Origin of the sequence: Streptomyces sp. NPDC046915, from assembly GCF_040644935.1 — a bacterium.
Taxonomy (GTDB): Bacteria; Actinomycetota; Actinomycetes; order Streptomycetales; family Streptomycetaceae; genus Streptomyces.
In genome coordinates, this window is sequence record NZ_JBEYXB010000048.1 from 1 (window position 1) to 11,799 (window position 11,799).

General features: G+C 69.4%; 10 protein-coding genes. 1 reads left to right on the forward strand and 9 read right to left on the reverse strand.

Annotated features, from left to right (window positions below; translation table 11 throughout):
- Window positions 1–145: 145 nt before the first annotated feature.
- From ABZ915_RS48065 to ABZ915_RS48100, 8 genes are all read right to left on the reverse strand, one after another.
- The gene (locus ABZ915_RS48065; protein ID WP_361817614.1) at window positions 146–1,903 is read right to left on the reverse strand and encodes a histidinol-phosphate transaminase; all 1,758 of its coding nucleotides are present in this window, start codon (window positions 1,901–1,903) and stop codon (window positions 146–148) included.
- A 107-nt stretch (window positions 1,904–2,010) separates the two neighbouring features.
- Complete coding sequence (locus ABZ915_RS48070) at window positions 2,011–3,165, reverse strand: aldose epimerase family protein (protein WP_361817617.1); 1,155 nt, start codon at window positions 3,163–3,165, stop codon at window positions 2,011–2,013.
- Between the two features lie 55 nt (window positions 3,166–3,220).
- A complete protein-coding gene (mmsB, locus tag ABZ915_RS48075; RefSeq protein ID WP_361817620.1) occupies window positions 3,221–4,465 on the reverse strand; it encodes a multiple monosaccharide ABC transporter permease in 1,245 nt (414 codons plus the stop codon).
- Window positions 4,462–6,012, reverse strand: coding sequence for a multiple monosaccharide ABC transporter ATP-binding protein (mmsA, locus tag ABZ915_RS48080; protein ID WP_361817623.1), 1,551 nt, complete (start codon window positions 6,010–6,012; stop codon window positions 4,462–4,464). The genes mmsB and mmsA overlap by 4 nt, the downstream gene beginning before the upstream one ends.
- Window positions 6,013–6,054: 42 nt before the next feature.
- Complete coding sequence (gene chvE, locus ABZ915_RS48085; protein WP_361817625.1) at window positions 6,055–7,164, reverse strand: multiple monosaccharide ABC transporter substrate-binding protein; 1,110 nt, start codon at window positions 7,162–7,164, stop codon at window positions 6,055–6,057.
- Between the two features lie 88 nt (window positions 7,165–7,252).
- Window positions 7,253–8,221 (reverse strand): hypothetical protein, encoded by a 969-nt coding sequence (locus tag ABZ915_RS48090; protein ID WP_361817628.1) that lies wholly within the window; start codon window positions 8,219–8,221, stop codon window positions 7,253–7,255.
- Window positions 8,222–8,333: 112 nt separating this feature from the next.
- Window positions 8,334–9,338, reverse strand: coding sequence for an alcohol dehydrogenase catalytic domain-containing protein (locus ABZ915_RS48095; protein ID WP_361817631.1), 1,005 nt, complete (start codon window positions 9,336–9,338; stop codon window positions 8,334–8,336).
- Window positions 9,335–10,495: a mandelate racemase/muconate lactonizing enzyme family protein gene (locus ABZ915_RS48100; protein WP_361817634.1), complete on the reverse strand. Its 1,161-nt coding sequence runs from the start codon at window positions 10,493–10,495 to the stop codon at window positions 9,335–9,337. Before ABZ915_RS48100 ends, ABZ915_RS48095 begins: the two co-directional genes overlap by 4 nt.
- Before the next feature lie 285 nt (window positions 10,496–10,780).
- Here ABZ915_RS48100 and ABZ915_RS48105 point away from each other — a divergent pair, with 285 nt between their 5' ends.
- Complete coding sequence (locus ABZ915_RS48105; RefSeq protein WP_361817636.1) at window positions 10,781–11,548, forward strand: hypothetical protein; 768 nt, start codon at window positions 10,781–10,783, stop codon at window positions 11,546–11,548.
- Window positions 11,549–11,570: 22 nt separating this feature from the next.
- Here the strand turns inward: ABZ915_RS48105 and ABZ915_RS48110 are convergent, their stop codons facing one another.
- Entirely contained in the window at window positions 11,571–11,711 is a 141-nt protein-coding gene (locus ABZ915_RS48110) for a hypothetical protein (protein ID WP_361817638.1), read from the reverse strand.
- Window positions 11,712–11,799 lie beyond the last annotated feature (88 nt).

Here is an 11,799-nt window from a genome sequence, read left to right on the forward strand (position 1 = left end):
GGGCTTGTGCCCGGTGCGGCGAGTGGGGGCACCTCCCACGCCCTTGAGGCAGTGGGGGAGCGTGCCGGGCGTCGCGACGGGGCGAACGTTGCCTGCCGCGGCACTAGGCCCTGTCGGCAGGGCCCAGCGCGGCAGCCCCGGGCCGTTACCCCGTCTGTCCCATCCCGGCCGCGTTCGGCCAGCTCTGCGCGTTGGGCCAGCCGGTCGCCGGGGCCGGGGTCAGGCCGGCGGCGGGGGCCGGGGCGGTCATGCCGCGTACCTGGGCCGCGGTGAGACCGCCGCGGGCGGGAACGCCCGGCGGGGTGGGGCCGGTCGCCGCGGGGACGGGCACGGGCACTGGGGGCGCGGCAGGTACCGGCGCGGGGGCAGGCACCGGTACAGGCACCGGCACCGGAGTGGGGGCGGGGGTGGGGAACGGTGCCGGGGCGGGCACGGGCGCGATCGGCTGGGGGGCCTGCTGCGGCATCTGTTGGGGCATCTGCTGCGGGATCTGCTGGGGAATCTGCTGCGGGATCTGCTGCGGGATCGCCTGCGGCACCTGCTGCGGAACGGCCTGAGCTGCCGCCGGCATCGGCATCCCGCCGCCGACCGACGGTGCGGCGGCGGGGAGCGGCATGCCGGTGCCGGCGGCCGGGGCGACTGGCAGCCCCGGGGCGGGACCGGCGGCGACGGCCTGCGCGGCAAGCCCCATCATTCCGGCCCCGTTGGTCTCGCTGACCAGCCTGTCGACAGCCGCCGTACCCGAGCTGTAGTTGGTCCCTGTACCCAGCTCGGGTACGGCGGCCCCCCTCCTGGTCCCGTAGAGCACCGACTCCAGGCCGGTTACCAGGCGACGCACGTCGACCTGGGGGCGCACCACGAGCCGCAGGAAGCGGCTGGAAGAACCGATCTTGTTGCCGCACTCGCGGACCAGGATCCGGTGCTCGGTGAGCATCCGGTCCCGGACCACGGTGCCTTCGGCGCCGACGGGAAGGCGCACGAAGAGGAAGTTGCCCTGGGAGGGGTACACGGTCAGCCCGGGCAGTGCGGAGAGCTGGCTGGCCATGTCGAGGCGGTCCCGGCGGACCTGCATGAGGCTCTGCGCGTACTCGGAGCCGTGCTCCTTCAGCATGAACACCACGTGCTCGGCGAAGGAGTTGAGGTTCCACTTGGGAAGCATGGAGCGGACCTTGGTCGCGAGGGCGGGGTTCGCGACCAGGTAGCCGAAGCGGATGCCGTGCAGACCGAAGTTCTTGCCGAGGCTGCGGAGCACGACCACGTTCGGCCGCAGCATCGCCTCCTGGACCACGCTCGGTTCGGCCTCCGCGTCGGCGAACTCCAGGAAGGACTCGTCGACGACCACGAGGTCGAGGTCGGCCATCGAGTCCATGAACTGCACCACCTGCTGCTTGCGCAGGTAGCCGCCGTCGGGGTTGTTGGGGTTGCAGATGACCGCGACCCGGGTGCCGCGGGCCCGGATGAACTCGGCGTACTGGGCGAGGTCGAGGGCGAAGCCGCTCGATTCCTGGAGCGGGAACATGTCCACCCGCTTGCCGGTCTCCATCGGCTGGTCGGTCCAGCGGCCGAAGGTGGGGACCGGGATGGCGAGGGACTCGCGGACCAGCAGATGGTCGATCCAGGTGATCAGCTCGGTCGAGCCGTTGCCCATGGCGACGCAACTCGGCGGGAGCTGGAGCAGGTTGCACAGCTCGGCCGTGATGGTGTCGGCGCTGCTGGGGTAGTACGTGATGATGTCGCGCAACCGGGCCGCCATGGATTCGAACATGGCGGGGGTGGGGAAGTAGGGGTTGCACGGGATGCAGAAGTCCACCGGGCCCGACCCGTCGCCCTCGCGCGCCAGCGCCGCCATCGAGGGGCTGTGCGCCGCCGTGTTGCGGAACAACGAGGTGACGTTGTCAGCCAAGGAAACCTCCGTTTAAGGGTGGCCCGTGCGGGGGAGCACGGGCCACCCATGAGTACGGAGACCGGCGGGGCGCCGTTCAACGCGTGTGAAAGAAGTGTGACTTCACCTCACGCGCTGAAGGTGTGGACCGTCCTCGTCCGGTATGTCTGTCCGGGCCGGAGCACGGTCGACGGGAAGGACGGCTGGTTCGGCGAGTCCGGGAAGTGCTGCGTCTCCAGGCACAGGGCGTCTCCCTGGCGGTAGGTGTGGCCGCCGGTGCCGGTGAGGGTGCCGTCGAGGAAGTTGCCCGAGTAGAACTGGAGGCCGGGCTGGTCGGTGGCGATCTTCAGGGTGCGGCCGGAGTGCGGGTCGCGGAGCGTCGCGACGTGCTCGGGCTTCGCCGTGACGCCCTTGTCCAGGACCCAGTTGTGGTCGTAGCCCTTGGCCTGCACCTGCTGCACATGGCCGGCCCGGATGTCCCTGCCGATCGCCTTGGCGTGGCGGAAGTCGAAGGGGGTGCCGGAGACCTTGGCCAGCTCGCCGGTGGGTATCAGGCCCGAGTCGGTGGGGGTGTAGCGCGAGGCGGCGATCGTGAGCTCGTGGTTCTCGATCGTGCCGCTGCCCTCGCCGGCCAGGTTCCAGTAGACGTGGCTGGTGAGGTTGACGACGGTGGCCTTGTCGGTGGTGGCCTCGTAGTCGATGTGCCAGTCGCCGTGCTTGGTGAGGGTGTAGGTCACCTTCGCCTTGAGGGTGCCCGGGTAGCCCATCTCGCCGTCGATGCTGGTGTAGTGCAGGTGCAGGCCGACGTCGGAGCCCCGGGTGAAGGGTTCGACGTCCCAGATGTGCTTGTCGAAGCCCTGGGTGCCGCCGTGCAGGCTGTTCACGCCGTCGTTGACGGACAGCTGGTAGGCCTTGCCGTCCAGGGTGAACTGGCCCTTGCCGATGCGGTTGCCGTAGCGGCCGATGAGGGCACCGAAGTAGGGGGACTTGGCGACGTAGTCGTCGATGTTGTCGAAGCCGTTGACCACGTTGGCGTGCCGGCCGTGCCGGTCCGGGATCTCCAGGGACTGGACGACGCCGCCCCAGTTGAGGACCTTCAGCCGGGTGCCGCCGTTCTCCAGCGACCAGCGGTAGACCTTCGTGCCGTCGGCGAGCTTGCCGAAGGGTTCCTTCACCGGCTTCCTGCCTCCCGAAGCTGCCTGTGCCGTGCCCGTGCCGAGGGTGGTCGCCGCGATACCCGCGGCCGCGGCTCCTGCGATGACCGTGCGTCTGTTCAGTTCCACTTGCAGCTCCTGTAAAGGGAGGGGCCCCGCCGTTTCCGGCGGGGCCCGATCTGACTTACGAACCGGACTTGCGCTTGTTCCACACGTCGAAGCCGACCGCGGCCAACAGGGCCAGGCCCTTGATGACCTGCTGCCAGTCGGTGCCGACACTGAGGAGGTTCATGCCGTTGTTCAGCACACCGAGGACGAGACCACCGACGATCGCGCCGAGGACGGTACCCACACCGCCGCTCATCGACGCGCCGCCGATGAACGACGAGGCGATCGCCTCGAGCTCGAAGTTGACGCCCGCCTTCGGCGAGGCCGCGTTCAGACGGGCGGCGACCACCAGACCCGCCAGGGCCGCGAGCACGCCCATGTTCAGGAACACCTGGAAGGTGACGCGCTTGTCCTTGACGCCGGACAGCTTCGCGGCCGGCAGGTTGCCGCCGATCGCGTAGATGTGGCGGCCGAAGACCGCGTTGCGCATGACGTAGCCGTAGCCGACCACCAGGACGCCGAGGACGATGAGGATGATCGGCGCGCCCTTGTAGCTCGCCAGCAGCATCGTGACGGAGAGGACGGCGGCGATCAGCGCGACGAGCTTCAGCGCGAACGCCTTCGCCGGCAGCACGTCGAGCGCGAACTCCTGCTGCCGACGCCGGTCACGTACCTCCTGCCACACCACGGAGGCGATGAGGACGAGACCCAGCAGCAGCGTGAGGTTGTGGTAGTTGGTGTTCGGGCCGACCTCCGGCAGGAAGCCGTTGCCGAGCTTCTGGAGACCGTCCGGGAACGGGCCGACGGTCTGTCCCTCGAGCACGATCTCCGTCAGACCGCGGAAGAGCAGCATCCCGGCGAGCGTGACGATGAACGAGGGTATGCCGAAGTAGGCGATGAGATAGCCCTGCACCGCGCCCGCGACCGCACCCGTCAGCAGGCACACCGCCGTGGCGAGCGGCCACGCCATGTGGTGGTTCACCGTCAGTACGGCCGCCGTCGCGCCGACGAACGCCGTGAGCGAGCCGACCGACAGGTCGATGTGGCCCGCGATGATGACCAGCATCATGCCGATCGCGAGGATCAGGATGTAGCTGTTCTGGAGGACCAGGTTGGAGACGTTGCGCGGCAGCAGCAGGTCCCCGTTCGTCCAGATCTGGAAGAGGACGACGATCAGGCCGAGCGCGATCAGCATGCCGTACTGCCGCATGTTGCGGCGCAGGCCGCCCAGAATCAGCTGGAGCAGGCCCTCGCCGTCCGCCGATCCGCTCTTGCCCGGCGGCGCGGGGGCCGGGGTCTTGGCGGTCACATCCGTGCTCATCGGGTTACCTCTTTGTCCTTCGTCATCTGGCGCATCAGCGATTCCTGCGAGGCCTCGGCCCGGGAGAACTCGCCGGTCAGCCGCCCCGCGGCCATGGTGTAGATGCGGTCGCACATACCGAGCAGCTCCGGCAGCTCGGAGGAGATGAAGACGACCGCCTTGCCCTGGGCCGCCAGCTGGTCGATGACCGTGTAGATCTCGTACTTGGCGCCGACGTCGATGCCGCGCGTCGGCTCGTCCAGGATCAGCACATCGGGACCGGCGAAGATCCACTTGCTGAGGACGACCTTCTGCTGGTTGCCGCCCGACAGCTTGCCCACCGGCTCGAACACGGTGGGCGCCTTGATGTTCATGGACTTGCGGTAGCCCTCGGCGACCTGCCGCTCCTCGTGCTCGTCGACCAGGCCCCGCTTGGCGACCTTCTTCAGCGCGGTCAGCGAGATGTTGCGGTTGATGGTGTCGATGAGGTTGAGGCCGTAGTGCTTGCGGTCCTCGGTGACGTAGGCGATGCCGTGCTCGACCGCCTCGGCGACGGTCTTGGTACGGATCTCCTTGCCGTCCTTGAGGACCGTGCCGCTCGCGTACCGGCCGTAGGAGCGGCCGAATACGTTCATGGCCAGCTCGGTGCGGCCGGCGCCCATGAGGCCCGCGATGCCGACGATCTCCCCGCGCCGCACCTGGATCGACACGTCGTCGACCACCTTGCGCTGCTGGTCGATCGGGTGGTGCACGGTCCAGTCGCGGATCTCCAGGGCCGGGGCCGCGCCCTCCTCCGGCTCGTGCGGGGTGCGCTCGGGGAACCGGTGGTCGAGGTCGCGGCCGACCATGCCGCTGATGATCCGGTCCTCGGTCGTCTCCTCGGCCTTCACGTCGAGCGTCTCGATGGAGCGCCCGTCGCGGATGATCGTCACCGAGTCGGCGACGTGACGGATCTCGTTCAGCTTGTGGGAGATGATGATCGAGGTGATGCCCTGATTCTTCAACTCCAGGATCAGCTCCAGGAGTTTGCCGCTGTCCTCGTCGTTCAGCGCCGCCGTCGGCTCATCCAGGATGAGCAGCTTCACCTTCTTCGACAGCGCCTTGGCGATCTCCACGAGCTGCTGCTTGCCCACGCCGATGTCGGCGACGCGGGTCTCCGGGTGGTCGCTCAGACCGACCCGGCGCAGCAGTTCCGTGGCGTGCTTGAGCGTCTCGTTCCAGTCGATGAAGCCGCCCTTGGCGTGCTCGTTGCCGAGGAAGATGTTCTCCGCGATGGAGAGGTACGGCACCAGCGCGAGCTCCTGGTGGATGATCACGATGCCGTGCTGCTCGCTGGCCCGGATGTCCTTGAACTCGCAGGTCTCACCCTCGAAGAGGATGTCGCCCTCGTAGGTGCCGTGCGGATGGACGCCGGAGAGCACCTTCATCAGGGTGGACTTGCCGGCGCCGTTCTCCCCGCAGATGGCGTGGACCTCGCCCTGCCGGACCGTCAGCGTGACGTCCGACAGCGCCTTGACACCGGGAAAGGTCTTGACGATCGAGCGCATTTCCAGGACGGGTCCCGCCATGGTTGTGCCTTCCAATCAGTGTGAGTGGGTCGGTTGGCGGGATTACTTGAGCTGGGCGTCGGTGTAGTAGCCGCCCTTGACCAGGACGTCCTCGTAGTTGCTCTTGTCGACGCTCACCGGCTGGAGCAGGTAGGCGGGGACGACCTTGGTGCCGTTGTCGTACGACTTGGTGTCGTTGATCTCCGGCTTCTTGCCCTTGAGGTCGTCGTCGACCATGTTCGCGGCGACCTTGGCGAGCTTGCGGAGGTCCTTGTAGATCGTCTGCGTCTGCTGACCCGCGATGATCGACTTCACCGAGGCGACCTCGGCGTCCTGACCGGTGATGACCGGCAGCGGCTTGCTCGCGGAGCCGTAGCCGTCCGACTTCAGCGCGGCGAGGATGCCGATGGAGATGCCGTCGTAGGGCGAGAGCACGGCGTCGACCTTGGCGCTCTTGTACGTGGAGGTGAGGACGTCCTCCATGCGGCTCTGCGCGGTGGCGCCGTCCCAGCGCAGCGTGGTGACCTTGTTGAGCGCGGTCTGCCCGGACTTGACGACCAGCTGCTTCTTGTCGATGTAGGGCTGGAGCACCTCCATCGCCCCGTTGAAGAAGTAGCGGGTGTTGTTGTCGTCGTTGGAGCCGGCGAACAGCTCGATGTTGAACGGGCCCTTCTTGCCGCTGTCCAGGCCGAGCTTGTGCACGATGTACGTGCCCTGGAGCTTGCCGACCTTCTCGTTGTCGAACGAGGCGTAGTAGTCGACGTTCTTGGTGCCGAGGATCAGACGGTCGTAGGAGATGACCGGGATGTTGGCGTCCTTGGCCTCCTGGAGCACGTTGTTCAGGGACTTGTTGTCGATGGCCGCGACGATCAGGCCCTTGACGCCCTGCGTGATCAGGTTCTCGATCTGGGAGACCTGGGTGTCCGGCTTGTCCTCGCCGTAGACGAGCTTGGTCTTGTACCCCTTGGCCTGGAGCTCCTTGACGACGTTCTTGCCGTCGTAGATCCAGCGCTCGGAGGACTTGGTCGGCATCGCGATGCCGATGGTGCCGCCCTTGGCGCTACCCGCCTTCTCCTTGCTGCCGCCCTCGCCGCTCTGGCCGCAGGCGGACAGGGTGAGGGCGAGGGAGGCGGCGGAGGCCACGGCGGCTATGGCGGCTCTGCGAGTGCGCATGATCATCATCCTTGATGTGTGGAGTGCGGCTCGTACGTTGGATTCTGTTGGGTCATGTCTTGTTTTGTGAAGCTGGTTTTCCGGAACGTTATGCGGAAGTTCCGAACCGCTTCAGGGCGCCGGGCAGCCGTGAACCGAGCGGCGCCATGTCGCCGTCGACCCCGTGCCGTGCGAGCAGGTCCAGGGCCAGCCGGCCGCGCCGGACCCGCTCCCGGGCCGTGGCCAGGGTCAGGTCCCGCATGTGGTGGCCGTACGGGTAGATGCCGGGGGCCTTGGACAGGCCGAACTTCAGGTAGAGCGGCGCGCCGCGCCGGATCAGCTCGGCGACCTCGTACATCCGGATGTATCCGCCGAGGTCGTCGGGGGCCTCGATGTACATGTCCATCGGGGCGGCGGACGCCCGTCTGATCTCCGTGAGGTGATCGAGCGTCAGGTCGCTGGGCACGTTGACCGAGTCGGCACCGAGCCCCTCGTACACCGCATACGAGGCGGGGTTGACCGGTCCGATCAGCGCCGACACCTTCAGGGTGGTGTCGGCGGGGATGATGCCCTGCTCGCGCGCCCGGTGCAGCGTCCACAGCACGCCCTCGTCGGCGACGAGGAGGCACTTGACGCCCAGCTCGGTGGCCCGGACGGCGTCCTCGACGCAGCCGGCGACCGCGTCGTGGCCGCGCGCCCTCAGGCCCGCGCCGCGCGAGTCGGAGCGCACCGAGCCGCCGATGTCCCAGGTGCCGCGCGGGCCCGTGAACAGGCAGAGTTCGATGTCGCGTTCATTGGTGGCGTCGACCATCTCGGTGATCTCGGCGTCGGTCAGCATCCACACGCCGCTGCCCTGGCTGATGCGGTGGATGGGCACGTCGAGTCGCGAGGCCTCCTTCAGGACGACCGCCAGCGCCTCGGGACCCTCGCACGAGGGGATCTCGGTGCGCCAGCGACCGCCGCCCGGGAAGGAGTGGGGCGAGGCGTCGGCGGGGTCGGGGGCGGGCGCGCCCAGGCCGAGGGCGGCGAGGGCCTGCTCACCGGGCCTGCGGGCTGCCGTGGCGGAAGCGTCGGTCACAAGCTGTCCTTAGTGTTCGGTATTTCGGACGAGGTTCGCGGCTCGGGGTATGGAAAAGCTGGGGTGTACGCCGGTACGGGGGTCGTCAGGTCACCCCCGTACCGGCGTACGGCTAGGGGCGGAGCAGCACCTTGCCGACCTTCGGGTCGCCTGCCCCGACCAGCTCGATGGCCTGCGAGAACTCGGTCAGCGGCAGCTCGTGCGTGACCAGCGGCAGCGGATCCAGCAACCCGGCGCCGAACACCCGGACCGTGTGCGCCCAGGCGTCCGGCGGCGCACCGAAGACCGTGTGCACCTCCAGCTGCCGTACGACGAGGTCGGTCGGGTCCAGACCGTCGGCGCCCGCCGCCGGGATGCCCGTCAGAACCAGGCGTCCGCCGCGCCTGAGCAGGGAGGCGGCGGTGCGCGCGGCGGACGCGGACCCGGCGGTCTCGATCACCACGTCGAAGTCGGCCGGGAGCTCCTGGTCCTTCAGCCGGAAGTCGGTGGCGCCGAACTGCCGCGACAGCGCCTCGCGGTCGTTCCGGGTGCCCACGACCAGCAGCTCGGCCGGGGACACCGCCTTCAGGAACTGCACGGCGAACATCCCGAGGGTGCCGGTGCCCACCACCGCCATCCGCTCGCCGGGCTGGGCGTTCGCCTTCAGCGCGGCGGCCGCGATGCAGGCGGCCGGCTCCAGCAGGGCGGCGGCGGTCAGGTCGGCGTCCGCCGGCAGCGGGTGCAGCAGCCGGGCCGGAAGGGTGAGCGTGGTGGCCATGGCGCCCGGCTGGGTGAAGCCGGTCTCCTCGTACCCCGCGCTGCACAGCGTGGTCTCGCCCGCGTGGCAGCGGTCGCACACCTGGCAGTTGCGGAAGCCCTCGCCGACGACCTTGCGGCCGACCAGGCTCCCCGGCACCCCGGCGCCCACCGCCCGCACGGTCCCGGACCACTCGTGGCCGGGCGTGAGCGGGTAGCGGACGTACCCCTCGGGCCGGTTGCCCTGGTACACCTCGCGGTCGCTGCCGCAGATGCCCACCGCGTGCACCGCGACCAGCGCCTCGCCGGGACCCGGCTCGCGCGGCTCGTGCGGGACGACCCGGTGGGCGCCCGGTGCCTCGACGACGACGGCGGTGCTCACTTCTCGGTGCCCTTCGGCTTGCGCTGCTCCCAGCCCTCGGCCCACAGGTCGAACCGGGCCTGCTGCTGCGGGAACTCGGCCGCCGCGTCGGTGTCCAGCTCGACGCCGAGACCCGGCTTGTCGGAGAGGTGGAAGTAGCCGTCGACGACCTCGGGGGCGCCCTTGACGACCTTCTTGATCTCCGCGTCGGCGAAGTCGTTGAAGTGCTCGAGGATCTTGAAGTTGGGGGAGGTGAAGCCGACCTGGAGGCTCGCGGCCGTCAGGACCGGGCCGCCCACGTTGTGCGGGGCCACCAGCATGTAGTGGGTCTCGGCGGTGGCGGCCAGCTTCCGGGTCTCCCAGATGCCGCCGATGTGGCCGACGTCCGGCTGGATGATGTCCACGGCCTGGCTCTCGAAGAGCTCGCGGAACTCGATCCGGTCGTGGATGCGCTCACCGGTGGCCACCGGGATGTCCACCTTGGCGGCGACCTTCTCCAGCGCCTTCAGGTTCTCCGGCGGGCACGGCTCCTCCAGCCAGGCCGGCTTGAAGGGGGCCAGCTCCTTGGCCAGGCGGACGGCGGTGGCGGGGGAGAAGCGGCCGTGCATCTCCAGCATCAGCTCGGCGTCCGGGCCGATCGCGTCCCGCACGGCCTCGATGAGCGAGACGGCGTACAGGGACTGCTCGTGGTCCAGCTCGAAGTGGCCGGTGCCGAAGGGGTCGATCTTGAGCGCCTTGTAGCCGCGCTCCATGACCTGCTGGGCGGCCTTGTGGTACGCCTCCGGGGTGCGCTCGGTGGTGTACCAGCCGTTGGCGTAGGCCTTCACCTTGTCGGTGACCTTGCCGCCCAGCAGCTGCCAGACGGGCACGCCCAGGGCCTTGCCCTTGATGTCCCAGCAGGCCATCTCGACGACCGCGATGCCGGACATCACGATCTCACCCGCGCGGCCGTAGTCGCCGTACTTCATACGGCGTACGAGGTCCTCGACGGCGAACGGGTCGGAACCGAGAATGTGGTTGGCCTCGGCCTCCCGCAGGTAGCCGATCAGAGCGTCGGTGTGACCGAGCATCCGGGTCTCGCCGACTCCGGTGATCCCCTCGTCGGTGTGCACCTGGACGTAGGTCAGGTTGCGCCACGGCGTCCCGACCACGTGTGTGCTGATTCCGGTGATGCGCACGGCGGTTGCCCCTCAGCTGTTCGAGATTTCGTCACACGTTCGAAATGCTGGCGTGACAGTAAGGATGGGGCGGCAGGGGTGTCAATGGGTCGAACGGGTAACGGTTTCGACAAGCCTTTCGAGAGCTCTTTCGGTCCCCCACCAAACCTTCACAGAGGTGCCTAGGAACGTTACCGTCCGGGAACTTAGTCTTCCCGCGTCATGGACTACTGCGACCCGTGCCGACGGCACCTCAACGGCGCCCTCGCCTGCCCGGGGTGCGGCTCACCGGCTCAGACACCACGCGTGTACGCGCAAGCGGGCGCGCCCGCGATGCCGTACGCGTACGGCCCCGAGGAACCGTACGGCGAACCGCACGCCGAAGTCCCCTACGCCGAGGGGGATTTCGCGGACGATGCGGACGAAGAAGGCCCATCCGGTGAAGGCGGGGAGGGCGAGGAGGCGGCCGGCTCCGGCGACGAGCCGCGGGGCCGGGCGGCGAACCGGCGGCGGGCGCGTGGACGCGGGCGCGGAGCGGACGACGCGGAGTCCACGGACCCGGCCGCGAGCCGTCGCGACCGCAAGGCCGCTCTGCACCGCCGCCGTCGCCGACGCACCGTCCTGATCGCCGCGGGCTTCGTCCTGGCGGCGGGCGGCCTCAGCCTCGCCGAGCTGGGGATCGACGCCCCGGGCTTCTCGAGCCCGGACCCCGCGGCGGCCGGGGGCGAGTCCGCGGACGGCGGCACGTCGACCTCCGCCCCGCAGCGCACGGCCAAGCCCCTGGACGACGCCTCGCGGGGCCCCGGCGGCACCGCCTCGCCGGACCCGTCCTCGTCCCCGTCGGCCTCGGAGTCCGCCAAGGAGAAGGACAAGGCGTCCAAGTCGCCGGACAAGGACACCGATCAGGGCCGGCAGTCGGCCACGACCGGCGCCGGCGGCGTCACACCGGCCCCGACGGCACCCGCGACGACGAAGCCGTCCCCCACCCCGACATCCGCCCCGACGACCTCCGGACCGGCACCGGAACCTTCGCCTACGCAGACGTGCAATCGGTTCCTGTGGTGGTGCACGTGACCTGACGGCCGGTCCCGCGGTCCTAGAGCGGGCTCATCGCCACCACGACGCCCCGCTCGGCCGCCGGGCTGGCCGCCGCCGAGACCCGTACCGCCACCGCGCGGGCGTCCGCCCCGACGACCTCCGAACCGGCACCGGAACCTTCGCCTACGCGGACGTGCAATCGGTTCCTGTGGTGGTGCACGTGACCTGACGGCCGGTCCCGCGGTCCTAGAGCGGGCTCATCGCCACCACGACGCCCCGCTCGGCCG

What these genes read in the sequence shown, in the direction of transcription:
- mmsA (WP_361817623.1), bottom strand. Translation starts at nt 6,012, where the DNA reads ATGGCGGGACCCGTCCTGGAAATGCGCTCGATCGTCAAGACCTTTCCC.
- mmsB (WP_361817620.1), bottom strand. Translation starts at nt 4,465, where the DNA reads ATGAGCACGGATGTGACCGCCAAGACCCCGGCCCCCGCGCCGCCGGGC.
- chvE (WP_361817625.1), bottom strand. Translation starts at nt 7,164, where the DNA reads ATGCGCACTCGCAGAGCCGCCATAGCCGCCGTGGCCTCCGCCGCCTCC.